This is a genomic window from Rhizobium sp. AN80A (assembly GCF_030053015.1).
GTDB lineage: Bacteria > Pseudomonadota > Alphaproteobacteria > Rhizobiales > Rhizobiaceae > Rhizobium > Rhizobium metallidurans.
The window spans coordinates 253837-279739 of sequence record NZ_JASJPX010000003.1; the positions used below are offsets into that span (position 1 = coordinate 253837).

The following is a 25903-nucleotide window of genomic DNA, read 5'->3' on the forward strand; positions in this document are numbered from 1 at the left end:
CGCAATCGCTCTTATAGAGCTTGCGAAGACACTCGTTCAGGAAAGCAATCCCTCCCGTGTTTCTATCCTACTTCCCGAAGCCGAAACTCTTCTTCACGTCGGCCGTCGCCTGGGCGCTCGTCGGCGTCCTCCTCTGGTATTTCGGAGGCTCGAGCCTCGGCGCCCTGATCGGGCTGCCGCCACTGGCGCCGGGGCAGGAGGCGCCGGTCGGTGTTTCCGTGTTCTGGTCGACGCCGTTCCTGTGGTTCTACGTCTACTACATCGTCTTCGTCGCCATCTTCGCCGGCTTCTGGTTCACCTACAGTCCGCATCGCTGGCAGATGTGGTCTGTGCTCGGCTCGGCGCTGATCATCTTCAACACCTATTTCTCGGTGCAGGTCAGCGTAGCCATCAATGCCTGGTATGGCCCGTTCTACGACATGATCCAGCGTGCGCTGGCGCGCCAGGAGCCGATCCCCACGGCCGCCGATCTCTATTGGGGCATGACGGGTTTTGCCGGTATCGCCTTTGTGGCGATCACCGTCGGCGTGCTCAACCTGTTCTTCGTCAGCCACTGGATCTTCCGCTGGCGCACGGCGATGAACGAATTCTACATGTCCTACTGGCCGAAGCTGCGCCACATCGAGGGCGCCTCGCAGCGTGTGCAGGAAGATACCATGCGCTTCTCGACCACGGTCGAGAGCCTCGGCGTCAACCTCGTCAGCTCGATCATGACGCTGATCGCCTTCCTGCCGGTGCTGTTCAAGTTCTCCACCACGGTCACGGAATTGCCGATCATCGGTACGGTGCCGCATGCGCTCGTCTGGGCGGCGATTTTCTGGTCGCTGTTCGGAACGGTGTTCCTGGCTGCCGTTGGCATCAAGCTGCCGGGGCTGGAGTTCCGCAATCAGCGCGTCGAGGCGGCCTATCGCAAGGAACTGGTCTACGGCGAGGACCATGACGACCGCGCCGATCCGATCACCGTGGCGCAACTCTTCGCCAATGTGCGCCGCAACTACTTCCGCCTCTATTTCCACTACATGTACTTCAACGTCGCCCGCATCTTCTATCTGCAGGCCGACAACCTGTTCGGCACCTTCGTTCTCGTGCCCTCGATCGTCGCCGGCAAGTTGACGCTCGGTGTGATGAGCCAGATCCAGAACGTCTTCGGCCAGGTACGGGAATCCTTCCAGTATCTCGTCAATTCCTGGACGACGATCGTCGAGCTGCTCTCCATCTACAAGCGCCTTCGCACCTTCGAGATCCGCCATCGACGGCGAGCCGCTTCCCGCGATCGACCAGCGCTACCTGGATCGCGAGGCGGCCGGGGTCGTGCACGCCGACGGCTAGTGGGGCGGGATTGGGTTTTGGAGACGCCGCGTGTCCTTGGATGCGCGGCGTTTTTTGTTTGTGGGGTGGGGGTGCTTGTGCGGTGGGCCCACTGTTTGCCTTGTGCCCGGGGTACCCCCCTCTGTCCTGCCGGACATCTCCCCCACAAGGGGGGAGATCGGCTCGTGGTGAGGTTTTCGCCAAACAATTGACGTGGAGCGAGTGGCCGCGCCCAGCCAATCTCCCCCCTTGTGGGGGAGATGCCCGGCAGGGCAGAGGGGGTATTCCGGGTGCGAAGCCAACCGTCACCCACTCACCACCCACGCCAAAACCGCGCGCGAAGCAAAGCCTCGCGACGGTCGGCGTCATGAAACGGGAAGGGCAGGCGGTTTGTTGTCGGTGGTATGGATGTCAGGCTGCCCGCCTGCCCGATCACCTCGGTTTCCGGTTCGCCCGACCCGACAGGAGCGTCTCTCGGATCGGTCTTGCCGGTGGATCATCGGCCCTGACGGCGTCTAATCCCCTTGGCAATCATCACCCCACGCCGGATTTCGAGTGGCTGAGCATCCGGTTCGCGACCCGGCTCCCAGTGCGGTGACGAGGAGGAGTATGGCGTGGCGGCGCGGGGCGGGGATGAGAAATGTGCGGTGCTTTCGATAGGGTGTTGAGCGGGTTGAGGGATTTGTTTCGTGGGGTGGGTGATCGTGCCCGTGGGGTCGGGTGGTGGTATGGGGCCGAGCCACGTGTCTCAAATACCTGGCCTGCCGGCATCTCCCCCACAAGCGGGGAGAACGTTGGGGGTGGCCGCTCGCGCCACGTTTGCTGTCTGGGCGAGTTATGACCGCAAGTCTTCTCCCCCTTGTGGGGGAGATGCCCGGCAGGGCAGAGAGGGTGTTACACGGTAAAGCGCTCACCAATCCGGCCGAGCCCCGCCACTCACAACCCCGAAGCCGGCGTCGTCTTCAGCTTGCCGCGCGCCTTGATCAGGGGAATCGCTTCCGAATAGCTGACGCAGTCGACGTCGTCTCGCCGGCAGACGTCGCTTACCAGGCGGTCGAGGGCCCGCCAGTAGGCGCCGCCGTTCATCTCGACGAAGTGGAAGCCGAGCTGCAGCGGGATGCGGTCGCCCGCATATTGCTTGTCGAAGGCGCGCTTGAAGGCGGCGTAGGCGCGGTCCTCGAACTGCTTGCTTTCGGCCTTGTCCTCCTCGCCCTTGGAATGGCGGACGAAGAGGTTGTAGTCCATGCCGATGATCGGCCGGTCGCGCGGGCCCTCGGGGATCAGCGGCAGCCCGAAGCGGATGATGCCGCCTTCCTCGACCGGCATGGTCGGTCCCTTGGTGACGAGGCTGGCGTCGTAGGTGAAGCCGGACTTCTTCTCGGCGGCGATCATGTCGGCGCCTTCCGTGGTCGAAAGATAGGGGGCGCGGAAACCCCTGATGCGATTGTCGACCAGGTCCCGCCAGCCCTGCGGCTCTTGCAGGCCGACGCCCTTCCAGGCGTTCCTCAGCGTGTCGCGGAAGTCGGTGTATTCCTGCGACCAGTTGGCCTCGCTCCACTTGCGGCCGTCGAAATGGCCGCAGCCGTGGCTGGAGATCTCGTTGCCCTCGAGGCTGGCGTTCCAGATGTTGTCAAGGCGCTGGCGGATTTCGTCGTCGCTCTGGGCAAAGCCGACATTGGAGCGGCCGGCCTTCTGGTACGGCGCCTGGTAGGCCTTCTTCATCTCCTTGTTCATCAGGAAGGTGCAGGAGAGGAAATAGGTGAAATGCGCGCCGTTCTTCATCGCCATCTCGCGGCTCCTTTGCCACAGCGCGTTGTCGTGGGCGCCGTCGAAGGAGATCATCACCAGCTGCTTCGGCTTGTCCGCCGGCTTGGCGTCCGCGTTGCCGACGGGCGCGGCGGGGGCCTCGACCGGAGCGGCATCGACGGCGGGAGGAGCGGTCTGGCCGGTCGGGGGCTGGGCGATCGGGGTTTGGCCAGTCACGGTTTGGGTTGGCGTGGTTTGGTCCGTTGCGGTTTGGGCTGCCGTGGCTTGGGTTGGCGCGGTTTGGGCTGTCGCGGGGGCGACGGCCGGAACGAGCATCGAGAGGGCAAGCGAAATCGAAAGGCAGGAACGTGATACGAGCATGGAGAGGCTGGAACGAGAGATACTGAAAGACATACCGGGAGAGATACTGAAAGACATGGGCACCGCGACAATTTGTTTCGGGCTTTTCTGGTACAGAATTGAGGCGAAGCTGCGGTGCCGCTGGCATTTTCCGATCGGTGAAGCTAAGCCTGTCTCATAGTCAAAACAGGAATTTAGCGATGCAGCTGCTAATATTGAGCCTCGTCCTCTTTATCGGCCTTCACCTGATCCGCGTGGTCGTGCCTGATCTCCGCCGCGCGATGATCGACAAGCTCGGCAAGCCGGTCTGGGGCGCCGTGCATGGTATCTTGAGCATCGTCACGCTCCTGTTCCTCGCCTACGCCTTCGATCAGGCGCGCGGCATGTACGGCACGCTCTACAATCCGCCGGTCTGGGTGGCGCATATCACGCTGACCTTGATGCTGATCGCGGTGATCTGTCTCGTGGCGGGCTTCCTGCCCGCCGGGCACATCAGGACCAAGCTCAAGTTTCCGCTGCTGGTGGCGATCAAGATCTGGGCGCTCTCGCATCTTCTGGCCAACGGCGAACCCGAGGCGATCGTGCTGTTCGGCGCCTTCCTCGCCTGGGCGGTGCTGCTGCGGATCTCGATGAAGCAGCGGCTGCGCAACGGCGAGATCAAGCTGCCGGTCTTCGTGTCGGCCAAGTACGATCTCTATGCCGTGATCATCGGCGTGGTGCTTTGGGCGGCCATTCTCTTCAAACTGCACGAACTGGTGATCGGCGTTTCACCGCTTGTGATGTAACGATTCTTACACATCCCCCTTACAACGGCTGCAAAATGGGGTAGAAGGCCCGACAATGTGCGTGCAACCCGCATGATTTTGCATATCCGGGCCGGAGACGAGAATGGCATTCAACGACGATAGCTTCATTCGTGAAGTCAATGAGGAACTGCGATCGGACCAGATGAAGGGTGCGTGGCATCGCTTCGGCCGCTACCTGATCGTGCTGGCCGTCCTCATCGTCCTCGGAACGGTCGGCTACAAGGTGTTCCAGTATTGGGACAGCAACCAGTCGTCGGGCACCGGCGACCAGTTCATCGCCGCCATGAAGCTTGCCGACGAGAACAAGAGCGACGAGGCGCTGACGGCGCTCGAAAAGCTCGAGAAGGAAGGCTATGGCGACTATCCGATCCTGGCGCGCCTGCGTGCCGCCTCGGTGATCGCGCAGAAGGGCGACGCCGCGGGCGCCGTGGCGGCCTTCGACGTGATCGGCAAGGACGCCAAGGCGCCGGTCGCCATCCGCAACGCCGCCAAGATCCGCGCCGCATGGCTGCTGATCGAAAACGGCACCTATGAACAGGTCTCGGCCCAGGTCGAGGAAATGGCCGTTCCGACCAACCCGTTCCGCCACTCCGCTCGCGAAGCGCTCGGCCTTGCCGCCTACAAGGCCGGCAACATGGTCCAGGCCCGCCAGTGGTACCAGGCGATCGCCGACGATGCGCAGACACCGCGCAATGTTGCCAATCGCGCCCAGATGATGCTTGATAACATCATTGCATCCGGCAAGGCGCCCGCCGCACAGGGCTGAGTTTAGGGTATTTCAATGAGCTTTACGGTCGCGATCGTCGGTCGCCCGAATGTCGGCAAGTCGACGCTTTTCAACCGGCTGGTCGGAAAGAAGCTGGCGCTTGTCGACGACACGCCCGGCGTCACCCGCGACCGCCGTCCCGGCGATGCGCGCCTGATGGGGCTGACCTTCACCATCATCGATACCGCCGGCCTCGAAAAGGCCGACGCCGAAAGCCTGCAGGGCCGCATGCGCGCCCAGACGGAAGCGGCGATCGACGAGGCCGATATCTCGCTCTTCTTGGTCGATGCCAAGTTCGGCCTGACGCCCGTCGACAAGGAACTGGCCGAGATGCTGCGCCGTCGCGGCAAGCCGGTCGTGCTCGTCGCCAACAAGTCGGAAGCCAAGGGCTCCGACGGCGGCTTCTACGACGCCTATACGCTGGGCCTCGGCGAGCCGGTGCCGATTTCGGCAGAACACGGGCAGGGCATGCTCGACCTGCGCGACGCGATCGTCGAAGCGGTCGGCGAGGATCGCGCCTATCCGCCGAAGGAAGACATCGCCGAGACCAACGTCAATCTTCCCCGCGAGATGGAAGAGGACGAGGACTACGAGCCCGAATATGACGACACCAAGCCGCTGCGCGTGGCGATCATCGGCCGCCCGAATGCCGGCAAGTCGACGCTGATCAACCGCTTCCTCGGCGAGGACCGCTTGCTTACCGGCCCCGAGGCCGGGATTACCCGCGACAGCATTTCCGTCGAGTGGGACTGGCACGGCCGCACCATCAAGATGTTCGATACCGCAGGCATGCGCCGCAAGGCGCGCGTCACCGAGAAGCTCGAGAAGCTGTCGGTCGCCGATTCTCTGCGCTCCATCCGCTTCGCCGAGACCGTGGTCATCGTCTTCGACGCCACCATTCCCTTCGAGAAGCAGGACCTGCAGCTGGTCGACCTCGTGGTTCGCGAGGGACGCGCCGCCGTTCTCGCCTTCAACAAGTGGGACCTGATCGACGAGCCGCAGGCGCTTCTGGCGGACCTGCGCGAAAAGACCGAGCGGCTGTTGCCGCAGGCGCGCGGCATCCGCGCCGTGCCGATCTCCGGCCAGACCGGGCGCGGCCTCGACAAGCTGATGCAGTCGATCATCGATACGGACATGACGTGGAACCGCCGCATCTCGACCGCCAAGCTCAACCGCTGGCTCGATCGATCACGACGCAGCATCCGCCGCCGGCCGTCTCCGGCCGCCGCCTGAAGCTGAAATACATGACCCAGGTCAAGGCCCGCCCGCCGGCCTTCATGATCTCGTGCACCCGCGCCGACGCGCTGCCGGAATCCTATACGCGCTATCTGGTCAACAGCCTGCGCACGGATTTCAACATGCCCGGCGTGCCGATCCGGATCATGTATCGCGAGAAGGACAATCCGTACGGATCGAAGAGCGGCGGACGTCGCAAGCCGCAGCCGGCCAAGTAACAGGTTGGGTGCGGCCCAGAGCCGCGCCCGCGATCTTCCCGACGGATAGTACGCCGTGCCGCGTCAGCCGGCGAAGTAATAAACCGGCTCGCGGGTCAATTCGCCGTTGCCGACATGGCCGTAGACGTCGTTTCCGAGTATCCAGTAAGTAATGGCCTGCGTTTCCAGGGAGAAGATATAGTCTCCCGAGATCCAGTGCTGCGCCTTGTTGCCTGAAATGGGGTAGAGATGCTCGCCGGCCTGATACATGACCGCCTTGTGCGACTTCGAATCATATAAATAACGTTCGTCGGCCATCTCGTTTCCTGATTCCATCGCGGAAGAATCTCACGCCGACCTGGCTTTGTCTAATAATCCTGATTTAATATATACGACTATTTTTGGGTCTTAGCGCCGCCTGGGCCTGGAGGACGGCTATCCGGCGGCGCGGGCAAAAAAGCGTGGCGCCGGTGTCGGGAAGGCCGGGGCGGGAACGTCTTTCAGACAACAGGGCCCGTGGGGCGCCCGCGGACGCGGTTCGATCGGGGTTGCGCGCCGCTTTGGCCAAGGCTTTCGATCAGGGAGGATGCACGATCATGAGCCATTCGCATCAGGGGTCCTATCGGTGGGTGATCGTGGCAGCGGGGGCGCTGATGACCTGCGTGGCGCTGGGGGCGATGTTTTCGCTGGCGATCTTCCAGGAGCCGATCGCGCTCGATACCGGCTGGTCGCATATCGGCATCGCCAGCGCGATGACGCTCAACTTCATCGTCATGGGGATCGGCGGCTTCGTCTGGGGTGCCGCCAGCGACCGGTTCGGGCCGCGCGCGGTGGTGCTTGTCGGGGCGGCACTGCTCGGGCTGGCGCTGGTGCTCTCCAGCCGGGCGGCGACGCTCCTGCAATTCCAGCTGAGCTACGGCATTCTCGTCGGCATCGCCGCCAGCACCTTCTTCGCGCCGATGATCGCGGCGACCACCGCATGGTTCGACGAGCATCGGGGGCTTGCCGTTTCGCTGGTCTCGGCCGGCATGGGCGTGGCGCCGATGACGATCTCGCCCTTCGCCCGCCTCCTGATCTCGGCCTATGACTGGCGCACCGCGATGCTGATCATCGGCATCGGCGCCTGGGTTCTGCTCCTGCCGGCCGCGCTGATGGTGCGGCGCGCGCCCGACGATGCCGAGGGAGAGACCGCCGCGTCGGCCAATGCCGCGACGGCGACTGGCGCATTGCCGGCGGAGCGGGGTGGCGTGCCCTTGTCGCGGGTGTTCCGTTCGCCGCAGTTCATCGTGCTCGGGCTCACCTTCTTCGCCTGCTGCGCCGCGCATTCGGGGCCGATCTTCCATATGGTGAGCTATGCGACGCTCTGCGGCGTGGCGCCGATGGCGGCGGTCAGCATCTACAGCGTCGAGGGGCTGGCGGGGCTCGGCGGCCGGCTCATCTACGGTACGCTTGCCGATCGCGTCGGCGTCAAGCCCGTCATCGTCGGCGGGTTGCTGATCCAGGCGGCGGCGCTGATGGGTTATCTCTTCGTCAGCAGGCTCGGGGAGTTCTACGCGCTGGCGGTGGTCTTCGGCAGCGCTTATGGCGGCGTCATGCCGCTCTACGCGGTCCTGGCGCGCGAATATTTCGGGCAGAAGATCATCGGCACGGTCTTCGGCGCCGCCACCATGCTTTCCAGCCTCGGCATGGCCTTCGGGCCGCTGATCGGCGGCTGGATCTTCGACAGCTTCGCCAACTATTCCTGGCTGTTCATCGGCTCGGCCCTAGTGGGGCTGGGCGCGGCCGCGATCGCGCTGGCGTTTCCGCCGCTGCCGGGCGGGCGGGGGCGTCAGGCGGCGGGGGTTGCGGAGTAGAAGGCGTCACACCATCGTCGCCGCATCGCCATCGCCGAGACGCTTGTTGCGCGGCAGCGACTTCGCGTATTGCCAGGCCTTCTTCCATTTCGGAGTGATCACCCCGTTGGCGGCGCGGATGTTGGTGATGAACTGCAGCGTCGCCGCTTCCCAGGAATATTGCACGGCGAGTTCGCGTGCCTTTTCCCGCGAGGAGGAGAGGGCGGACAGGCAGGCGGTGCCGAGATTGTAGTCGAGCGCGCCGACCTCACTGTCGTCGCCGATGATGTCGAACGGGCCGGTGACGGGGTAGGCGGCGACGGGGACGCCCGACGCCAAAGCCTCGAGAATGGTGTTGCCGAAGGTGTCGGTCAGCGACGGGAAGACGAAGACGTCGGCCTGGGCATAGATCGCCGCCAGCTCGGACCCGACCTTGAGGCCGGTGAAATGCACATCGGGATAGCGCTTCTCGAGTTCGGCGCGGGCCGGGCCATCGCCGACGACGACCTTGGAGCCGGGAAGATCGAGATCGAGAAAGGCCGGCAGGTTCTTTTCCAGGGCGACGCGGCCGACCGTCATGAAGATCGGGCGGGCGAGGCCGAATGGCTTGTCCTCGAGCGCCGCCGGATGGAACTGGTTGGCGTCGATGCCGCGAGTCCAGGGCATGAGGTTGCGGATGCCCTTCTCGGAGAGTTCGCGCGCCAGCGAAGGGGTCGCCACCATGCAGCCGGCGCCGGAATTGTGAAACCACTTGACGAAGGCGTAGAGCCAGCTCTTCGGGATGGGAAGGCGGGCGGCGACATATTCGGGAAAGCGCGTGTGGTAGCTGGTCGAGAACGGCATGCGGTTCTTCAGGCACCAGCGCCGCGCCGTCAGCCCCAGCGGACCCTCGGTGGCGATATGGACATAGGACGGCTTGTGCCTGGCGATTTCGCGCGCGACGCCGCGGTAGCTTGCGATCGACAGGCGGATCTCGGGATAGGTCGGGCAGGGAATGTTGCGGAACCCCTGTGGCGTCACCATCGCCACCTCGACGCCGATTTTCGCGAGCTCGCGGTTGGTGTTCTCGATCGAGCGGACGACGCCGTTGACCTGCGGATGCCAGGCGTCGGTGACGATGACCAGCCGCTCCGGCTTGCCCGTCGACAAGGCGGCCGCGTTATCGCCATCGGTGGCATTCGTCAGGCGTTGCAACATGATCCGACTTCCATCCGCGCCATCGGCGCAAAGCTCCGGGCGGGCGCCGGATAAGCGATTCCCGCACCGATATTGTCGCTGCTGTCGATGATGGAAATATTACAGGCGGGCGGGTGCAGCCGGATGCAACCGGGGCTGTGATCTTGGGTTGTGCGTGGTTTGTTGTTTGCAATTCTTGATGTGCTATCCCTAGCCGAGGTTGGGGGAACAATCCATGTTGAGACAATTGCGGGTGCTGGCATTGCTGGCGACGTCGATGCTTGTCGCCTGCGCGAGTGTCGATGCCAAGAAGATTGCGAAATTTGGAGAGGCGACAGCTGCGGTTGCGCAAATCGTTGCCGATGTTCCCGAGGTGGCTGACAAGGTTGCTGCTCAGGCCGCATTTGAAGATCAGGCGATGGCGTTTGAAAGCCGTGCACGTGCACCATCGTTCCCTCCCAATGTTCCAACGTCTGACCTCAAATTCAGGAAGGTGTGGGCGGTACGCACCGATCTGCTGAACGCGATCGCGGGTTACGGGGCGGCGCTTGCGGCGGCCGCAAGCGGCAAAAACGGCGAGAGTTTGGAAACCGCGCTTGGAAGTTTGAAGAAGGCGTTGAATACCGTTCCAACGCTGGCATCGAATAAACGGTTTCAAGGCGCAGCTTCGATTGCGGAAGGCGCTGCTACGAAACTTTTCCTTCACGTCTCGGATGCCCGACTGCGGCAGTACACAAGTGAGGCGCACCCACTGATCGTGCAGAGCGCTGCTCTTCTATCCGATAGCTTCGCACAGACTAGCGGCTACATCGACGCTGATTATCAGAACTGGTTGAACGATAAAGAGACAATGCTGGATGATGTCAGGAGAGACGCCAAGGGCAGTAACGCCGATCGCTACGCGATATATGCACAGTTCTCCAGAGACTCGCAGGCCATGGAGGAGACTCTTGCGCTGTTTCGACCTCGAAAGGCTCCGCGTTACGAGGAGCTCCTATCACAAATGGTTGCTGCGCATGCCGCGCTTCGACGACCGAATGCTGACCCCGCTATTGTCGAAGAATTTGTCGCGTCGGTTAAAGAAATGGCTCAGGCACTCAAACAGCTCGCTGGCAAATAGGAGGCAATGATGGTGATGACCCCATTGGATAACTGCCTTGAAGCGGTGCGCAAGCGAATCAAGCAGACAAAAGATCCTGATGCCAGGTCCGAACTGGTTGCGATCAGGAATGAGCTTACTGCACTGAAGAAGAAGAAAATCCTTGCTGAGCTTGATAAAGACTCAGAGAAATATCGAGCGCTTATCGAGAAACTCGATGCCATCAGCAAAGCGATTAAAGAGACTGCCGACGCGATCGAAGCGGCAAGCAAATCGGCGGCGCTACTTGTGCAAATCGCAGAACTTCTGACGGGCGTCTAACCCACCCTCAAACCCCAAGCTTATCCTTCGCCACCAGCGCCCCATGCTCGCTCACAACCCGGGCCGCGACCTTGGCGGCGAAGCGGGCGGATGCGGGGGCGTCCTTTGTTTCGAGATAGTGGGCGATGAAGGCGCCGTTGAAGCTGTCGCCGGCGCTGGTGGTGTCGACGACCTGCTCGACCCTCTCGGCGGGGACGAAGGTTTCCTCGCCGTCGAAATCGAGCGTGATGCCGTCGGCGCCGTTCTTGACGACGACGTCGCGGACGCCGAGCGCGCGGTAGCGGTGGATGGTGGCCTCGATCGAGACGTCGCCGAAGTGCAGGGCCTCGTCCTCGAAGCTCGGCAGCACCAGCGAGGCAGCGCGCGCGCCTTCGCTGATCGTCGCGTGCATCTCGTCATAGCCCGACCACAGGCGCGGGCGGATGTTGGGGTCGAAGGCGACGAGCTTGCCCGATGCCTTGGCGCGGCGGGCTTCCGACAGCAGCGTGTCGGCGTCGTCGCGCGACAGGATCGCCAGCGTGATGCCGGAGAAATAGACGACGTCGGCGCCTTCGATCGCCTGGCGCAGGAAGTCGGCATCGGCGGCGAGCTGGCGGGCGGCGGAGTTGTCGCGCCAGTAGCTGAAGGAGCGCTCGCCGTCCTTGAGGCTGATCATGTAGAGGCCGGGGGCCTTGCCCTTTATGCGGCGGATGCTCGTCGTGCCGATGCCGGCCTCGTTGAAGAAGGCCACCATCTCGTCGGACATGGCGTCGTCGCCAAGCGCGGTGCAGTAGTCCACCGACCAGCCCTCAGGAAGGCAGGCGCGGGCATACCATGCGGTGTTCAGCGTGTCGCCGGCAAAGCCCTTGCGCAGCAGCCCGGCGCCGGCCTGCGACAGCTCCACCATGCATTCCCCGATCGATAGAAAACGTCCGCCCACCGCTGGTCTCCCTGATGTTTCGTGTTCGCTGATACGCGTCGCGCGCGGTGCTGACAAGCATGGATCAGCCTTATATTGCCACACCCGCGTCGCGGGACACCGGTAGCGGACGGAAGCGCTTGTCCGCCATGCAAAAAAACGTGAGCGCGGTTGTCTTTTACTTTCGGCGCTTTAGTCTCGGCACGGATATCAATAAAAGCGAGGATCGGCGGCAAATGGTGGTTCGGACGGGCGGGAATGCGGACTGGTGGCGGGGTGCTGTTGTCTATCAGGTCTATCCGAGATCGTTTCAGGATACGAATGGCGACGGGCTCGGTGATCTCAAGGGGATCACGAGGCGTCTGCCCTATATCGCCAGCCTCGGCGTCGATGCGATCTGGCTCTCGCCCTTCTTCAAGTCGCCGATGGCCGACATGGGCTACGATGTTTCCGACTATTGCGACGTCGACCCTATCTTCGGCACGATCGCCGATTTCGACGAGATGATGGTTCAGGCGCATGCGCTGGGGCTGAAGGTGATCATCGACCAGGTGATTTCGCATACGGCGGATGTGCACCCCTGGTTCGTCGAAAGCCGCTCCAGCCGCGCCAACGACAAGGCCGACTGGTATGTCTGGGCCGACCCGAAGCCCGACGGCACGGCGCCGAACAACTGGCTGTCGATCTTCGGCGGGCCGGGCTGGGAGTGGGATGGCGTGCGCCGGCAATATTACCAGCACAATTTCCTCACCTCGCAGCCGGATCTCAACTTCCACAACGCCGACGTTCAGGACGCGCTTCTGAAGACGGTGAAATTCTGGCTCGACCGGGGCGTCGACGGCTTCCGGCTGGATACGGTCAACTATTATTTCTGCGACAAGCTCCTGCGCGACAACCCCGCGCACGAGCCCGATACCAGCGATGGCGGGCTGGATGCGCCCGACACCAACCCCTACGGCATGCAGAACCACCTCTACGACAAGACGCAGCCCGAGAACATCGGCTTCCTGCAGCGTTTCCGCGCGCTGCTCGACCGCTACGAGGGGCGCACGACCGTCGGCGAGGTGGGCGACGGGGCGCGCTCGCTGAAGACGGTGGCGGCCTACACATCAGGCGGCGACAAGCTGCACATGTGCTATACTTTCGATCTCCTGGGGCCGGAGTTCACCGCCGCCCATATCCGCGACTGCGTCGATGCCTTCCAGACAATGGTGGCGGACGGCTGGGTCTGCTGGGCTTTCTCCAACCACGACGTCAACCGCCATCTCAGCCGCTTCGCCAGGACGGTCGAGGAACGGCCCGTGGTCGCCAAGCTGGCTATCTCGGTGCTTGCGACGTTGCGTGGCTCGATCTGCCTCTACCAGGGCGAGGAGCTCGGCCTGCCGGAAGCCGATCTCGCCTTCGAGGACCTGCGCGACCCCTACGGCATCCGCTTCTGGCCGGCCTTCAAGGGCCGCGACGGGTGCCGCACGCCGATGCCCTGGGAAGCCGCGCGCGCGCATGCCGGCTTTACGACGGCGGAGAAGTCCTGGCTGCCGGTGCCCTATGAGCAGGCCGCGCTTTCCGTCGATGTGCAGGAGGGCGACGCCAACTCGGTGCTCACCCACTACCGCGACACGCTGGCCTTCCGCAAACAGCATCCGGCGCTGATCGACGGCGCGATGACCTTCCTCGACACGAACCAGGATCTGCTGGTGTTTACGCGCAGCAAGGAGGGCGAGACGCTGCTCTTCGTGTTCAACCTGACACGGGAGCCGGCGTCGTTCGGTTTGCCTGTGGGGATGGTGCTCGGCGAGCGGGTGGAGATGCCGGGGGCGGGGGGAACGGTTGACGGCGGCAAGGTGGTGCTCGGGGCGCTGGAAGGGTTTTGCGCGCGGGTGGTTTGAGGGGACATCGTCCGTTTGAAACATCCCATGGGATGTATTATAGTCGCTTCATGAAGCGTGTCGTCCTCGATACCAATGTACTGACAGCCGCGCTTCGGAGCCGAAACGGAGCGTCGTTCGCCGTTATGCAGATGGTGGCTCGTCGAACCCTCGTGCCTTTGGTGACGACGGCCCTGTTTCTGGAATACAGATCTGTTCTGAAGCGTCCGGAACAGCGTGCCGCTCATGGGTTTTCAACGCCAGATATCGACGCTGTGTTGGCCGAGTTCGCGGCGCTTGCCGAAGGGGTCGAGGTTCACTTTCGATGGCGTCCTCAGCTGAGTGACCCGAAGGACGAGTTTGTTCTAGAGGCTGCGGTCAACGCCAACGCGGATGCCTTGGTGACTCACAATCTCAAGGATTTTGACGCTTTAAAAGATCGATTTGCGCTTCGCGTCTTGCGGCCGGCGCAGTTGCTTCAGGAGATTGGATCATGAGTACGAACACCTATCCGCTCAAACTGCCGGCATCGGTCAAGGAAGCCGCCGCGCGTCTCGCGAAGGCTGACGGCGTGTCGCTCAACCAATGGATTGCTTCGGCTGTCGCGCAAAAGGTCGGCGCCGTCGAAACCGCGAATACATTCCTTGAACGCCGGGCGGGCGGGGCGAGTGGGGATGGCCTAGCGGATATGTTGGAGAAGGTGCGCGACGTCTCTCCTACCGATGGAGATGAATTGCGCGGCAAGTGACTGCGGAGATGACGTCACTCCCTCGGGAGTAGCGTGGTGGTTCAAAGCCGTCGGGTCTTGCCGGCGCGAAAATCACTGAGCGCCTTGTCAGCAAGCCCATCGAGCTTGCCGGCGGCGACGTCGCTTTCGATGCGGCGATCCCACTTTTCCGCCTGAAACGCCTCGAACCATGCCGAGAACGCTTCGAGATCCGGCGGGTCCCGTTCGCTTACGAATTTTTCGATCTGCTCAAGCTTGGTCATCGCGAGCTCCTATCGGTGTCGAAGCTATGCGCTCTGTTGTCGTTTGCCAACCCGCACCTCACCCGATCAGCCTGAACTGATCGACATCCACCATGCCCATGTCCGATATCTTCAGATGCGGGATGACGGGGAGCGGCAGGAAGGCGACCTGGAGGAAGGGTTCTTCGAGGGTCGTTCCAAGGGCGTAGGCTGCCTTTCGCAGGTCGTGCAGCGTGTCGCGGACGGTTTCGTAGGGTTCGAGGCTCATCAGGCCGGCAAGCGGCAGCGGGATTTCGCCGGTGACCTTGCCGTCCTCGACGACGACGAAGCCGCCCTTGATTTCGCCGAGCCGGTTGGCGGCGATGGCCATGTCGTCCTCGCTGACGCCGACGACGCAGATATTGTGGCTGTCATGGCCGACGGTGGAGGCGATCGCGCCCTTCTTCAGGCCGAAGCCCTGGACGAAGCCGTTGGCGTGGTTGCCGTTCTTGCCGTGGCGCTCGATGACGGCGACCTTGATGATGTCGTTATCCAGATCGACCGCCGTCTGGTTGCCCTTGACGGGGAGGCGGTAGCGGCGGTGCTCGGTGATGATCTTGCCAGGGATGACGCCGATGACGGGTGTTTCTCCATCGGCAACCGGCACGCCGAAGTGGGCGGCATTGACCGTTCGCGCCTTGACACTGTCGAGGCCGACGGGGGCGATGGGCTTGCGGGTTTCGAAGAGCTCCGGCGTCACCTTGCGGCCGGCGGAGAAGACCATCTCGGCCTTGCAGTTCTCCAGGCTGTCGAGGACGGCGAGGTCGGCGCGCCAGCCGGGGGCGACGAGGCCACGGTCGCGCAGGCCGAAGGCGCGGGCGGCGGAGATCGAGGCGGCGCGGTAGATGGCGAGCGGTTCGACGCCGTTCTTGATCGCGGTGCGGATCATGTAGTCGAGATGGCCCTGCTCGGCGATGTCGAGCGGGTTGCGGTCGTCGGTGCAGAGCGCCAGATGCGGCGACAGGCGCTCGGTGATGATTGATATCAGCGCGTGCAGATCCTTGGAGACGGAGCCTTCGCGGACCAGGATGTGCATGCCCTTGCGGATCTTTTCCAGCGCCTCTTCGGCGCTCGTGCATTCATGCTCGGTGCGGATGCCGGCTGAGAGATAGCCGTTGAGATCGCTGCCCGAGAGAAGCGGGGCGTGGCCGTCGATATGCGCTCCCTGAAAGGCCGCGAGCTTGGCCATGCAGACGGGATCCTTGTGGATCACGCCGGGGAAGTTCATGAACTCGGCAAGGCCGATGACCTTTTCGTGGTCGCGGAAGGGCAGGAGCTTTTCGATCGGCAGGTCGGCACCGGAGGTTTCCAGATGCGTGGCGGGAACGCATGAGGAGAGCTGGACGCGGATGTCCATGATGGTTTGCTCGGCAGACTCCAGGAAATAGCGGATGCCTTCGGCGCCGAGCACGTTGGCGATCTCGTGCGGGTCGCAGATCACGGTCGTGACGCCATAGGGAAGCACGCAGCGGTCGAACTCGTGCGGGGTGACGAGCGAGCTTTCGATGTGGAGATGCGTGTCGATGAAGCCGGGGACGACGATGCGGCCGGATATGTCGATCTCGGTCCTGCCGTTGTAATCGCCGCAGGTGCCGACGATGGTGTCGCCGCAGATGGCGATATCCGATTGCACCAGCTCGCCCGTCACCAGATCGAAGAACCGCCCGCCCTTGAGCACGATATCGGCCGGCTCGCGGCCGGTTCCCTGGTCGATGAGGCGTTCTAGTCGTTCGGTCATGGGGCTCTCTGGTCCGGTGTTGTGTTTGCTGCCAGTCTAGAGAGGCGGGCGCCGCATGGGAAGGCGCGGATCGGACTTGTCCATCGCCAAGCAGTCGCGGGGCCCGTCCCGTTCCGGCTGGATCAGGGCAGCGCCTATTCGGTCTGGCCGAGGGCGCCGATCAGGGTGTGGATCTGCGCGTTCAAGGCTGCGATCTCGGTCAGGGTCATGCCGGAACGGCTGAGCAGCGTGTCGCCGAGACATTTGCTGCGGGCCAGCATGTCGCGGCCGGCAGGCGTCAGGAAGACGTTTACCTGGCGCTCGTCCAGCGTCGAGCGGCGACGTTCGAGGAGGCCTGCCTGCTCCAGCCGCTTGACCGGCGGGGTGATGGTGCTGGACTCCAGCGACAGCCGGTCGGCGATCGCGCCGACCGTGGCGCCGTCCTGTTCGCCCAGCACGTTCAACACCAGATATTGCGGATAGGTGATGCCCATCTCGTCCATCATCGGCTTGTAGGTGCGGTTGATGGCGAGGCTCGCGGCATAGAGCGAGAAGCACAGCTGGTCGTCCAGCGGCGGCGTGGTGGTGCCGGGCGCGGGCTTAGGGGAGGTGTGTATCTGGTCGGTCATGCCGAGGCTCCATCTGTCTATATGGATACCACTAGCATAAAAATGATATCGCGATAATCTTTTTCGTAGACAGAAAAATTTGAAGTGCTATGAGTATGTATATCGCGATATCGATTATCGCGAAAACGAATGGAGATGAACATGACTGATGACATCGAAAATTCCGCGAGACGGCATGTTATGGTCGCCGGGCTCGGCCTCGTTGCGACGGCCGCCGCCGCCTCCTTTGCGAATTCGGCCGAGGCCGCGAGCCAGACGCATGCGGCCGCCGCCCAGAAAACTGCTCACCCGACCGGTAAGGACAAGAACGTCATGACTAGCAGCTACATCACGACCAAGGACGGCACGCAGATCTTCTACAAGGATTGGGGCACCGGTCAGCCGATCGTGTTTCATCACGGCTGGCCGCTCAGCGCCGACGACTGGGATGCGCAGATGCTGTACTTCCTCGGCAAGGGCTACCGGGTGATCGCCCATGACCGTCGCGGCCACGGCCGCTCCAGCCAGCCGGGCCACGGCAACGACATGGATACCTACGCGGCGGATGTGGCCGAGCTTGCCGAACATCTGGATCTGAAGAATGCCATCCATGTGGGCCACTCGACCGGTGGCGGCGAAGTCACACGGTATGTCGGCAACTACGAGAGCCGCGGCCGGATCGCCAAGGCGGTGCTGATCGGCGCGATCCCGCCGGTGATGCTGAAATCCGACAAGAACCCCGGTGGGCTGCCGCTCGAAGTGTTCGATGGCTTCCGCACCGCGCTTGCGGCCAACCGGGCGCAGTTCTATCGCGACATCCCCGAAGGCCCGTTCTACGGCTTCAACCGGCCGGGCGCCAAGGTCTCGCAGGGCGTGATCGACAACTGGTGGCGGCAGGGGATGATGGGCAGCGCCAAGGATCAGTATGATTGCATCTCGGTGTTTTCCGAAACCGATTTCACCGAAGACCTCAAGAAGATCAAGACGCCGGTTCTCGTCATGCACGGCGCCGACGACCAGATCGTGCCGATCGCCGATTCGGCGCTGCTTGCCGCCAAGCTTTTGAAGAACGGCACGCTGAAGACCTATGACGGCCTGCCGCACGGCATGGCAACCACGCATGCCGACATCATCAACGCCGATCTCCTGAAATTCTTCCAGGCCTGATCGAGGCCGGCTGCGGCGAAGGCTATTTTGAAAGATCCGCAAACGAAAAACGGGCGCCCGCGAGGGCGCCCGGTCTGTATTTGATCGCAGAGGCGAGCCGAATTACTCGGCGGAGACGATCTTGCCGGCTTCCCACTTGTAGAGGGAGAAGCTCTGCGAGGTCAGGTCGCCGGTCTCGCCGTAGGTGAGCTTGCCGATGGCGGTGGAGATCGGTTCGCCGGCCTTCAGAGCCTTGGCGACCGCTTCGGAATCCTCAGCGCTCTTCGCCTTCTCGATGCCGGCCTTGATGACTTCGACGGCGGCGTAGGCGTTCAGCGTGAAGGCTTCGGCCGGGATGCCCTTGGCCTTCAGCGCGTCGGCGGCGGCCTTGGAGTCGGCGCTCTTGGTGGCGTCGACGGCGTTGGTGAAGATGGTGCCGCCAGCGGCATCGGTGCCGATGTTCCAGAACTCGCTGTTCGACAGGCCGTCGCCGCCGATGATGACGGCGTTGACCGAGAGGTCACGCAGCTGGCGGGCGAGCAGGCCGCCTTCCGGATGGTAGCCGCCGAAATAGACGACGTCGGCCTTTTCGGCCTTCAGGCGGCTGGTGAGCGCGCTGAAATCCTTGTCGCCGGGTGTCAGCGCGTCATCGAAGACTTCCTTGACGCCACCGGCGTTCAGGGTTGCCTTGAACGAGTCAGCCAGACCCTTTCCATAGGCGCCCTTGTCGTTGATGATGGCGATGCGCTTGTCCTTGAAGTTCTTCAGGACGTAGTTGGCGGCGACTTCGGCCTGCTGGTCGTCGCGGCCGCAGGTGCGCAGAACGTTGGCGAGGCCACGCTTCGTCAGGTCAGGGGCGGTGGCGGTCGGGGTGACCATCAGCACGCCGTTTTCGGCGAAGACGTCGGAGGCCGGGATGGCGACGCCCGATGTGACCGGGCCGACGACGAAGCGGATGCCGTCGCCGACGAGCTGGTTGGCGGCCGAGACGCCCTGCTTGGGCTCGCCCGCGTCGTCGGCGAATTTCAGCACGACCTTCTCGCCGAGGATGCCGCCGGCCTTGTTGATTTCGTCAACGGCGGTCTGGGCGCCGTTCTTCACCTGGTCGCCATAAGCGGCGACGGGGCCGGTCAGCGGCGCGATCAGGCCGATGGTGATATCCGCATGCGCCAGCGGCGCGAAGGCGAGCGAGGCGACGAGGGTCGCCGTCAGGGTCTTCAGGGTCATTCCGTTTCTCCTTGGATGGGTTTCAAGCCCGCGACTGTCCTGCCGCTGCGATCAATCCAGGCCGTACAAACATCCGTTCAGGGATGCGCCAAGGACGACGGACTGCGCGCGGCAAACACGCCCATCCGGCCATGTTTGGCTCGAAGGACGCATTGCAAGTTTATTAGGAATTTCGCGTCGATTTAGCAAGAAGATAGAATGACGATGGCGAATTGTGACGGATTCGATATCCGAGAGGTCGAAAATCACGGCTTCTCGGGTGAAAAGCCGTGATTTGTGGAGAAGACAGCTCGGCGTCATCGATCGGCCAGCGCACTCCCGAGAAAGACCATTATTCTGTCACTCACGTCGCGATGGACCGCTTGTCGATCGGCGCCAGGCGCATCCCGGCAGACAATGCTCTCGCCAGGGGCCTCCTCTTCGATGAGCGCTGCCGCGCCCGGCTTGCAAAGCTGCATGAAACTGAAATGCAAGGCGCCCGGCACCAGGGCGAATTGCGTCGTGGTTGGCGGCAGGTGCTCGGCGAGATAGAAGGAGTCCTTATTGGTTGCGGCGATACTGGCTTTCTCCGCAGTCTCGGGATCGACGTTCTCGCCCGCGCCGAGGACAAGCACCGGAACCTTTACCGCAGCGAGGCTTTCCGACGTCAGGCCGCGTCCGGGGCCGAGGTCCAGCGTGACGATCGCCTTGATCCTGGCGTCGCCAAGATCCGCGCCAAGAGCTGCCATGGAGGACGCGTCGCGGCCGACGCCCAATGCCGTGAACGTCCTGCAGTAGACGGGGCCGAGCACGCGGGGGCAATCGTTCATGACCGCCCCGGCGTCAAACCGGCCGCCGGCGAGTTCCATCACGGTCCATCCGCCAAGCGAGTGGCCGATGGCGCCGATGCGGTCCGGCGATACCGAGCCCGCAAGGCCGGGGTTTGCCAGAAGCGTATCGATCACCCGACTGAGGTCGCGCGGCCGCTGCCAAATTTCGATAGTGTCGGGCGACCGCATGTCGAACGTGGTCGTACCGGGATGGTCGGGCGCCGCGACGACATAACCCTTGGCGGCAAGTTCGCCGGCAAGCCAGGCGAGGTTGCGCCAGTTGCCGCCATAGCCGTGAGAAAGCAGGATCAGCGGGCGCGGGCCGGGCGCGGGTTCGGCGTCGCGAATGACCGGGAGCCCGACGAAGGCCGGTGTCTCGCCGAGGTTTATAGGTTCGGCGGTGGACGTCGTGGGATACCAGAGGCTGATGGACAATGGCGGACGAGCGCCTGTCGCGGCGATGGTGGTCTGTCGGAAACCTGGTGCGGCGAAGGCCGGGAAGGCGGAAAAGCTGGCAAGCAGGATGAGTGCGATCAGTCGTGTGCGCATGCAATGATCTCCGATCGGAAAGGGCGCCCCATCCGTTTCAGGGAATTCGCTGCATGGAGACCGATAACGCGTTTCAGGTCCTGATTTTCAGGAGCCACCGGCACCCGTTCACCGGCCGGTGCTGCCGCGCGCAAAAAAGATCGGCAAACCTGAGGTCGCCGATCCGTCAATATGAAATGGTGATGAAAATGGTCAGTCGTTCCGCCTGGGAACGACCGGAAGGCTTCAAGCGATCAGGCGGCCGACTTGGCGCGGACCGGTTCTGCGTAGATCTGCGTCAGGGTCTCGAGAATGCGGATGACCTGATCGGAGGTGCTGGAGTAGTAGATCGTCTGTGCGTCGCGGCGGGTCTTGACCAGCTTCTGGGCGCGCAGCTTCGAGAGATGCTGCGACAGCGCCGACTGGCTGAGGCCGACTTCGGTGGCCAGCGCGCCGACGGGGATTTCGCCCTTGACCAGATTACAGAGGATCAGAAGTCTCTTGGGATTTGCCATGGCGGACAAAAGCGCGGCTGCAACATTCGCGTGAGCGGTCAAATCAATTGTGTCCATAATCATCTTCCCATGGAAACGGAATTCAAAAAAACGTCGGCCTGAAATCGCCGACGGTGAAAACTAGCAAGAGGCCTTCAAGATTGTATATAGCTAAATTTCAGGTATTGAGTATTTCATGTTAGATATATGTGAATAAAGTTGATCGCGGCTGTTCACGGGTGTGTCAAACTCGTGTCGCACCAGCAAATCGCCCGAAATCACATCAAAACCGGCGCAATCGACTCCACAAATCGCCCATTTGGCCCCCATGCGTGCTTTATGCGTGATCGCTGTTTTCCTTGCCAAATCGGGCTCCAGCGCTAGCAAATCTTGCACTACCTCATTGGCGCAAGCCGCCAGTTCCTCGTTGGCGTCCGAGCGGATCATCAGCTCTTCTCCACCCAGAACATAGGCCCGGCCGAAGCCGCCATTGAGGCTGGCGCTCTCGGGAATCAGGCGGAAAAACCGGAAATCCGCGAAATCGACATAGAGTTTCGCCTTCGAATGACGGGCCAGAAAGCGATCACGAATGCGTGTGTGGATGGCGCTGCCGCGCTCGACGGCCGCCGCGCGGCACTGCGTCGTCAGTCGGGCATGGGCGAGCGGGTCGCCCTTGCCGGGCTCGCCGGTCAAAAGTGAGGCACGGGGATCGGCGTCGAGCGCACGGGTATGCGCCGAGAGGCCGGAGACGAGGATGACGGGAACGCCGTCTATATCGGTGCCGAGAAGCACGCGGCTGGCGAAGGGGAAGCCGGTCTTCGGGTCGAGCACCGCGATGGCGGCGTAGCGGGCGGAGCGGAGAAGAGTGCGCGCCAGCCTGCGCGCCTCTTCGTCCGTTTCCCTGATGACGGAAGGCTGATCTTTCATGTCCACGTTCTGGCGGAAGCGGACAGCTCGATCAAGCCTGTTCTTTCTTCCTGTGCTGCGTCAGGCCGGCGACGACGTCCTGGGCGGAAATCGTGCCGATGATGGCGCCGTTCTCGACCACGCCGATGCTCCCCGGCTGGCGGGACAGCGCGTCGAGAATGTCGATCAGCGGGGTCTCCGCCTTGGCCGTGCCGCTGACGCTGGCGCCGGCCGCTGCATCGCCGAGGCCCGAATGCATGACGTCGCGGGCGGTCAGCATGCTGATCGGGTTCATGTGCTGGACGAAATCGGCGACATACTGGTCGGCCGGGTTCTTGACGATGTCCTGCGGCGTGCCGCACTGGATGATGCGCCCGCCCTCCATGATCGCGATGCGGTTGCCGATGCGGAAGGCCTCGTCGAGATCGTGGCTGACGAAGAGGATGGTCTTCTTCAGGCGGCGCTGGAACTCGAGCAGTTCATCCTGCAGGCGGGTGCGGATGAGCGGATCGAGCGCCGAGAACGGCTCGTCCATCAGAAGGATCGGCGCGCCGGTCGCAAAAGCGCGGGCAAGGCCGACGCGCTGCTGCATGCCGCCGGAGAGCTCGTTGACCTTGCGATCGGCCCACTTGGTCAGGTTGACCAGCTCGAGCTGTTCGGCGACGCGCTGCTTGCGCTCGCCCTCGGCCATGCCTGCCAGTTCGAGGCCGAAGCCGACATTGTCGGCGACGGTGCGCCAGGGGAGGAGCGCGAACTGCTGGAACACCATCGAGACGGTGTGCATGCGCAGGTCCCGCAGGCCCTTGGCGGAGGTCTTGTAGGGGTTGACCGGTCCCGACGCGGTGTTGACGGTGACCTCGCCGCGCACGACCGGGGCAAGCCCGTTGACGGCGCGCAAAAGCGTCGACTTGCCGGAGCCGGAAAGGCCCATGAGCACGAGGATCTCGCCTTCCTGGATCTCCAGCGAGGCATCGGCGACGCCGAGCACCAGCCCGGTTTCGGCGCCGATCTCGTCGCGGTTCTTGCCCTTGTCGGCCAGGGCGAGGGCTGCGTCCGGCTTGTCGCCGAAGACGATGCTGACATTATCGAAGCGAACCGCGGTCATGCGCCGTCTCCTTCACCCGCCGCGCGGAACATTCGGTCGAGAATGATCGCCAGGATGACGATGCAGAGACCTGCCTCGAAGCCCTTGGCGACGTTGACGGTGTTGAGCGCGCGCACCACGGGGACGCCGAGGCCGTCGGCGCCGACGAGAGCGGCGATGACGACCATCGACAGCGACAGCATGATGGTCTGCGTCAGGCCGGCCATGATCTGCGGCGTGGCGTAGGGAAGCTCGACCTTGCGCAGCACCTGCATCGGGGTCGCGCCGAAGGATTCGGCGGCCTCGACCAGCGAGGGCGGCGTCGAGATGATGCCGAGGCGGGTGAGGCGGATGGGCGCGGGGATGGCGAAGATCACCGTCGCGATCAGGCCAGGCACCATGCCGAGGCCGAAAAGGATAAGCGCCGGGATCAGATAGACGAATGTCGGAATGGTCTGCATCAGGTCGAGCACGGGCCGAAGCAGCGAATTGACCCAGGGACGGCGGGCGGCCGCGATGCCAAGGGGAATTCCGACGACCATGCTGACGAAGGTGGAGGCGAGCACCAGCGCCAGCGTCGCGGTCGTTTCCTTCCAGTAGCCCTGGTTCATGATGAACAGCAGCCCGAGACAGGTGAAGACGGCGACGACGACCGAACGCCTCAGCCAGTAGGCGATGGCGGTGATGCCGAGGATGACGATCAGCGGGTGCGGCGTCTGCAGCACGAAGAGCAGGCCGTTGATGACGCGGGACAGGACAAAGGCAAGCTGGTTGAAGAACCAGTCGGCATTCGTGGTGAGCCAATCCACGAAGGCTTTCGCCCAGGGACCAATGGGGATTTTAAAGTCGGTGATCCAGTTCAAGGGCGTGCCTATCCAGAAAGAACAACAACAGGGGCGAGGATAGCGAAAACGGGGCGGCCAGGGCCACCCCGCACTCGATATCAGAGGCCGAGGCTTTTCTTGACGGCGTCAACGCCGTCGCCGCTGCCGTCGAGCGTCTTGACGCCCTTGAGCCAGGGCTCGATCGCCGTCGGATTGGCTTTCAGCCATGCCGTGGCGGCCTTTTCGGGCTCGTCGCCGTCGTTCAGGATCTTGCCCATGATCTGGTTCTCCATCGGAAGCGAGAAGACCATGTTCTTCAAGAGCGTGCCGACGTTCGGGCATTCGGTGAGATAGCCGGCGCGCACGTTGGTGAACACCTTGGCGCCACCGAAGTCAGGACCGAAAACGTCGTCGCCACCCGTCAGATAGGTGAGCTGGAAGTTCTCGTTCATCGGATGCGGCGCCCAGCCGAGGAAGACGACCGGCTTGCCGGCCTTTTCGGCGCGGGCCACCTGCGCCAGCATGCCCTGCTCGGAGGATTCGACGACCTCCATGCCCTTCATGCCGAAGGTGTCCTTCTCGATCATGTTCATGACGAGACGGTTGCCGTCATTGCCTGGCTCGATGCCGTAGATCTTGCCTTCGAGATCGTCCTTGTAGGTGGCGATATCCTTGAAGTCCTTGATGCCGAGCTCGGCGCCCTTGGCGTTGGTCGCCAATGTGTATTTCGCGCCGGTCAGGTTCGGGCCGAAGGATTCGACCGACTTGTCGTCGATGAAGGGACGGACGTCCTTTTCCTGGGTCGGCATCCAGTTGCCGAGGAAGATGTCGATGTCCTTGTTCTTCAGCGACTGGTAGGTGACCGGTACGGAGAGAACCTTGACGTCGGGGCTGTAGCCGAGACCCTTGAGGATCACGGATGCGGTTGCCGTCGTCGCGGTGATGTCGGTCCAGCCCACATCCGACAAGCGGACGGTGGAGCAGCTGGCCGGGTCGGCGGAATAGGCGGCGGTTGCGACAGAGAGCGCGGCAACGGCCGTGGCGGTGATCAGTTTGAATGCGCTTGTCGTTTTCATTTATAGAACTCCCAGTCTTACGTTCCCAAGCCAATCATCAATAGCCGAGTTTTACAAGCGACCTCAGTGTGTTTGCGCCGCATTGCCGTATCCGATTGCGACGTCGGGCATTTAATGGATTGCTTGAATTTCGCCGGATTTGACGGGCGTTTCCGGCAATTTTCTGTGATTAACGGTGGCCGGGGGTTTTCTTGGCGGTGCCGAGCCACCAAGAAGCGGAGAGACGGAGAATGCAATGGCGAAGCTTTACTTCAACTATTCGACGATGAATGCCGGCAAATCGACGATGCTGCTGCAGGCCGCGTATAATTACGAGGAGCGCGGCATGCGCGTTCTCTTGCTGATCGCGGCGTTCGACGAACGGGCCGGCAAGGGCGTCATCGGCTCGCGGATCGGGCTCCAGGCGAACGCCGTCGCCTTCGAGCAGGACGCGGATCTGCTTGCGCTGATCGCCGAGCAGGGGGCTACGGGCGAACCCATCGCCTGCGTCTTCGTCGACGAAGCGCATTTCATGACGCGCGAGCATATCTGGCAGCTGGCGCGCGTCGTCGATCGGCTCGATATTCCGGTCATGGTCTACGGACTGCGTACGGATTTCCAGGGCAAGCTGTTTCCGGCCTCGCAGGAGCTGATGGCGATCTCCGACGAGATGCGCGAGGTGCGCACCATCTGCCATTGCGGCCGCAAGGCGACGATGGTCGTCAGGCTCGACGGCAACGGCGCGGTGGCACGGGAAGGGGCGCAGATCGAGGTTGGCGGCAACGAGAAATACGTGTCGCTCTGCCGCCGTCACTGGGACGACGCCATGAACGGCGAATGGGTCGCCGAGAGGGCCTGAGCAAGGCGCTGCTTCCATTTGAGACTGA

The 25903-nt window shown here is 62.9% G+C and carries 24 protein-coding genes and 2 pseudogenes; 12 read left to right on the top strand and 14 right to left on the bottom strand.

What is annotated here, in order from left to right:
* Nucleotides 1–56: 56 nt before the first annotated feature.
* A pseudogene (sbmA, locus tag P3R82_RS12825) lies at nucleotides 57–1329 on the top strand (peptide antibiotic transporter SbmA).
* A gap of 915 nt (nucleotides 1330–2244) precedes the next feature.
* Here sbmA and P3R82_RS12830 read toward each other — a convergent pair.
* A complete protein-coding gene (locus tag P3R82_RS12830; protein ID WP_283194112.1) occupies nucleotides 2245–3291 on the bottom strand; it encodes a polysaccharide deacetylase in 1047 nt (348 codons plus the stop codon).
* Nucleotides 3292–3614: 323 nt separating this feature from the next.
* On the opposite strand from P3R82_RS12830, the gene P3R82_RS12835 reads away from it, so the two are divergent.
* From P3R82_RS12835 to der, 3 genes and pseudogenes are all read left to right on the top strand, one after another.
* Nucleotides 3615–4199 (top strand): NnrU family protein, encoded by a 585-nt coding sequence (locus P3R82_RS12835; RefSeq protein WP_183902380.1) that lies wholly within the window; start codon nucleotides 3615–3617, stop codon nucleotides 4197–4199.
* Between the two features lie 103 nt (nucleotides 4200–4302).
* On the top strand, nucleotides 4303–4986 hold the full coding sequence (locus tag P3R82_RS12840) for a tetratricopeptide repeat protein (protein ID WP_183902379.1): 684 nt from the start codon (nucleotides 4303–4305) through the stop codon (nucleotides 4984–4986).
* Nucleotides 4987–5001: 15 nt separating this feature from the next.
* A pseudogene (gene der / locus P3R82_RS12845) lies at nucleotides 5002–6440 on the top strand (ribosome biogenesis GTPase Der).
* Nucleotides 6441–6503: 63 nt separating this feature from the next.
* Here der and P3R82_RS12850 read toward each other — a convergent pair.
* The gene (locus P3R82_RS12850; RefSeq protein WP_183902377.1) at nucleotides 6504–6737 is read right to left on the bottom strand and encodes a hypothetical protein; all 234 of its coding nucleotides are present in this window, start codon (nucleotides 6735–6737) and stop codon (nucleotides 6504–6506) included.
* 278 nt (nucleotides 6738–7015) lie between these two features.
* On the opposite strand from P3R82_RS12850, the gene P3R82_RS12855 reads away from it, so the two are divergent.
* Complete coding sequence (locus P3R82_RS12855) at nucleotides 7016–8272, top strand: MFS transporter (RefSeq protein ID WP_283194113.1); 1257 nt, start codon at nucleotides 7016–7018, stop codon at nucleotides 8270–8272.
* A gap of 6 nt (nucleotides 8273–8278) precedes the next feature.
* On the opposite strand, the gene P3R82_RS12860 is transcribed toward P3R82_RS12855, so the two are convergent.
* Nucleotides 8279–9448 carry a glycosyltransferase family 1 protein gene (locus P3R82_RS12860; protein ID WP_283194114.1) on the bottom strand — a complete coding sequence of 390 codons (1170 nt, stop codon included), beginning with the start codon at nucleotides 9446–9448 and terminating at the stop codon, nucleotides 8279–8281.
* Nucleotides 9449–9662: 214 nt separating this feature from the next.
* On the opposite strand from P3R82_RS12860, the gene P3R82_RS12865 reads away from it, so the two are divergent.
* Entirely contained in the window at nucleotides 9663–10547 is an 885-nt protein-coding gene (locus P3R82_RS12865; RefSeq protein WP_283194115.1) for a hypothetical protein, read from the top strand.
* Between the two features lie 9 nt (nucleotides 10548–10556).
* Nucleotides 10557–10847, top strand: coding sequence for a hypothetical protein (locus tag P3R82_RS12870; RefSeq protein WP_283194116.1), 291 nt, complete (start codon nucleotides 10557–10559; stop codon nucleotides 10845–10847).
* A gap of 7 nt (nucleotides 10848–10854) precedes the next feature.
* Here P3R82_RS12870 and P3R82_RS12875 read toward each other — a convergent pair whose 3' ends face one another.
* Complete coding sequence (locus P3R82_RS12875; protein ID WP_283194117.1) at nucleotides 10855–11766, bottom strand: sugar kinase; 912 nt, start codon at nucleotides 11764–11766, stop codon at nucleotides 10855–10857.
* A 215-nt stretch (nucleotides 11767–11981) separates the two neighbouring features.
* Here P3R82_RS12875 and P3R82_RS12880 point away from each other — a divergent pair, with 215 nt between their 5' ends.
* The 3 genes from P3R82_RS12880 to P3R82_RS12890 are packed head-to-tail and all read left to right on the top strand — an operon-like array spanning nucleotide 11982 to nucleotide 14358.
* The gene (locus P3R82_RS12880; RefSeq protein WP_283194118.1) at nucleotides 11982–13631 is read left to right on the top strand and encodes an alpha-glucosidase family protein; all 1650 of its coding nucleotides are present in this window, start codon (nucleotides 11982–11984) and stop codon (nucleotides 13629–13631) included.
* A 50-nt stretch (nucleotides 13632–13681) separates the two neighbouring features.
* Nucleotides 13682–14107, top strand: coding sequence for a putative toxin-antitoxin system toxin component, PIN family (locus tag P3R82_RS12885; RefSeq protein ID WP_283194119.1), 426 nt, complete (start codon nucleotides 13682–13684; stop codon nucleotides 14105–14107).
* Complete coding sequence (locus tag P3R82_RS12890) at nucleotides 14104–14358, top strand: toxin-antitoxin system HicB family antitoxin (protein ID WP_283194120.1); 255 nt, start codon at nucleotides 14104–14106, stop codon at nucleotides 14356–14358. Before P3R82_RS12885 ends, P3R82_RS12890 begins: the two co-directional genes overlap by 4 nt.
* A 41-nt stretch (nucleotides 14359–14399) precedes the next feature.
* Here the strand turns inward: P3R82_RS12890 and P3R82_RS12895 are convergent, their stop codons facing one another.
* From P3R82_RS12895 to P3R82_RS12905, 3 genes are all read right to left on the bottom strand, one after another.
* Nucleotides 14400–14600 carry a hypothetical protein gene (locus tag P3R82_RS12895; RefSeq protein ID WP_283194121.1) on the bottom strand — a complete coding sequence of 67 codons (201 nt, stop codon included), beginning with the start codon at nucleotides 14598–14600 and terminating at the stop codon, nucleotides 14400–14402.
* 58 nt (nucleotides 14601–14658) lie between these two features.
* Nucleotides 14659–16356 (bottom strand): adenine deaminase, encoded by a 1698-nt coding sequence (gene ade / locus P3R82_RS12900; RefSeq protein WP_283194122.1) that lies wholly within the window; start codon nucleotides 16354–16356, stop codon nucleotides 14659–14661.
* Between the two features lie 134 nt (nucleotides 16357–16490).
* Nucleotides 16491–16964, bottom strand: a complete 474-nt coding sequence (locus tag P3R82_RS12905; RefSeq protein WP_283194123.1) for a MarR family transcriptional regulator — start codon at nucleotides 16962–16964, stop codon at nucleotides 16491–16493.
* A gap of 312 nt (nucleotides 16965–17276) precedes the next feature.
* Between P3R82_RS12905 and P3R82_RS12910 the strand changes: the two genes are divergently transcribed.
* Nucleotides 17277–18110, top strand: a complete 834-nt coding sequence (locus P3R82_RS12910; RefSeq protein ID WP_283196334.1) for an alpha/beta hydrolase — start codon at nucleotides 17277–17279, stop codon at nucleotides 18108–18110.
* A 102-nt stretch (nucleotides 18111–18212) separates the two neighbouring features.
* On the opposite strand, the gene P3R82_RS12915 is transcribed toward P3R82_RS12910, so the two are convergent.
* From P3R82_RS12915 to P3R82_RS12945, 7 genes are all read right to left on the bottom strand, one after another.
* Nucleotides 18213–19316, bottom strand: coding sequence for a branched-chain amino acid ABC transporter substrate-binding protein (locus P3R82_RS12915; protein WP_283194124.1), 1104 nt, complete (start codon nucleotides 19314–19316; stop codon nucleotides 18213–18215).
* 296 nt (nucleotides 19317–19612) lie between these two features.
* Nucleotides 19613–20674, bottom strand: a complete 1062-nt coding sequence (locus P3R82_RS12920; protein ID WP_283194125.1) for an alpha/beta fold hydrolase — start codon at nucleotides 20672–20674, stop codon at nucleotides 19613–19615.
* A gap of 233 nt (nucleotides 20675–20907) precedes the next feature.
* On the bottom strand, nucleotides 20908–21225 hold the full coding sequence (locus tag P3R82_RS12925) for a metalloregulator ArsR/SmtB family transcription factor (protein ID WP_018897310.1): 318 nt from the start codon (nucleotides 21223–21225) through the stop codon (nucleotides 20908–20910).
* A 93-nt stretch (nucleotides 21226–21318) separates the two neighbouring features.
* Complete coding sequence (locus tag P3R82_RS12930; RefSeq protein WP_283194126.1) at nucleotides 21319–22074, bottom strand: pyridoxamine 5'-phosphate oxidase family protein; 756 nt, start codon at nucleotides 22072–22074, stop codon at nucleotides 21319–21321.
* A gap of 31 nt (nucleotides 22075–22105) precedes the next feature.
* On the bottom strand, nucleotides 22106–23158 hold the full coding sequence (choV, locus tag P3R82_RS12935) for a choline ABC transporter ATP-binding protein (RefSeq protein ID WP_283194127.1): 1053 nt from the start codon (nucleotides 23156–23158) through the stop codon (nucleotides 22106–22108).
* A complete protein-coding gene (gene choW / locus P3R82_RS12940) occupies nucleotides 23155–24000 on the bottom strand; it encodes a choline ABC transporter permease subunit (protein ID WP_283194128.1) in 846 nt (281 codons plus the stop codon). Before choW ends, choV begins: the two co-directional genes overlap by 4 nt.
* 80 nt (nucleotides 24001–24080) lie before the next feature.
* Nucleotides 24081–25037: a choline ABC transporter substrate-binding protein gene (locus P3R82_RS12945; protein ID WP_183899385.1), complete on the bottom strand. Its 957-nt coding sequence runs from the start codon at nucleotides 25035–25037 to the stop codon at nucleotides 24081–24083.
* A gap of 235 nt (nucleotides 25038–25272) precedes the next feature.
* On the opposite strand from P3R82_RS12945, the gene P3R82_RS12950 reads away from it, so the two are divergent.
* On the top strand, nucleotides 25273–25875 hold the full coding sequence (locus P3R82_RS12950; RefSeq protein WP_283194129.1) for a thymidine kinase: 603 nt from the start codon (nucleotides 25273–25275) through the stop codon (nucleotides 25873–25875).
* The last annotated feature ends 28 nt before the right edge of the window (nucleotides 25876–25903 follow it).

Bases quoted from the DNA above. Each gene is read 5' to 3' on its own strand.
- P3R82_RS12860 (WP_283194114.1), bottom strand. From the start codon at position 9,448: ATGTTGCAACGCCTGACGAATGCCACCGATGGCGATAACGCGGCCGCC.
- P3R82_RS12855 (WP_283194113.1), top strand. From the start codon at position 7,016: ATGAGCCATTCGCATCAGGGGTCCTATCGGTGGGTGATCGTGGCAGCG.
- P3R82_RS12895 (WP_283194121.1), bottom strand. From the start codon at position 14,600: ATGACCAAGCTTGAGCAGATCGAAAAATTCGTAAGCGAACGGGACCCG.
- P3R82_RS12870 (WP_283194116.1), top strand. From the start codon at position 10,557: ATGGTGATGACCCCATTGGATAACTGCCTTGAAGCGGTGCGCAAGCGA.
- choV (WP_283194127.1), bottom strand. From the start codon at position 23,158: ATGACCGCGGTTCGCTTCGATAATGTCAGCATCGTCTTCGGCGACAAG.
- P3R82_RS12945 (WP_183899385.1), bottom strand. From the start codon at position 25,037: ATGAAAACGACAAGCGCATTCAAACTGATCACCGCCACGGCCGTTGCC.
- P3R82_RS12890 (WP_283194120.1), top strand. From the start codon at position 14,104: ATGAGTACGAACACCTATCCGCTCAAACTGCCGGCATCGGTCAAGGAA.
- P3R82_RS12950 (WP_283194129.1), top strand. From the start codon at position 25,273: ATGGCGAAGCTTTACTTCAACTATTCGACGATGAATGCCGGCAAATCG.
- P3R82_RS12905 (WP_283194123.1), bottom strand. From the start codon at position 16,964: ATGACCGACCAGATACACACCTCCCCTAAGCCCGCGCCCGGCACCACC.
- P3R82_RS12835 (WP_183902380.1), top strand. From the start codon at position 3,615: ATGCAGCTGCTAATATTGAGCCTCGTCCTCTTTATCGGCCTTCACCTG.
- P3R82_RS12880 (WP_283194118.1), top strand. From the start codon at position 11,982: ATGGTGGTTCGGACGGGCGGGAATGCGGACTGGTGGCGGGGTGCTGTT.
- P3R82_RS12850 (WP_183902377.1), bottom strand. From the start codon at position 6,737: ATGGCCGACGAACGTTATTTATATGATTCGAAGTCGCACAAGGCGGTC.
- P3R82_RS12930 (WP_283194126.1), bottom strand. From the start codon at position 22,074: ATGAAAGATCAGCCTTCCGTCATCAGGGAAACGGACGAAGAGGCGCGC.
- P3R82_RS12885 (WP_283194119.1), top strand. From the start codon at position 13,682: ATGAAGCGTGTCGTCCTCGATACCAATGTACTGACAGCCGCGCTTCGG.
- P3R82_RS12840 (WP_183902379.1), top strand. From the start codon at position 4,303: ATGGCATTCAACGACGATAGCTTCATTCGTGAAGTCAATGAGGAACTG.
- P3R82_RS12910 (WP_283196334.1), top strand. From the start codon at position 17,277: ATGACTAGCAGCTACATCACGACCAAGGACGGCACGCAGATCTTCTAC.
- ade (WP_283194122.1), bottom strand. From the start codon at position 16,356: ATGACCGAACGACTAGAACGCCTCATCGACCAGGGAACCGGCCGCGAG.
- P3R82_RS12915 (WP_283194124.1), bottom strand. From the start codon at position 19,316: ATGACCCTGAAGACCCTGACGGCGACCCTCGTCGCCTCGCTCGCCTTC.
- P3R82_RS12925 (WP_018897310.1), bottom strand. From the start codon at position 21,225: ATGGACACAATTGATTTGACCGCTCACGCGAATGTTGCAGCCGCGCTT.
- P3R82_RS12920 (WP_283194125.1), bottom strand. From the start codon at position 20,674: ATGCGCACACGACTGATCGCACTCATCCTGCTTGCCAGCTTTTCCGCC.
- P3R82_RS12865 (WP_283194115.1), top strand. From the start codon at position 9,663: ATGTTGAGACAATTGCGGGTGCTGGCATTGCTGGCGACGTCGATGCTT.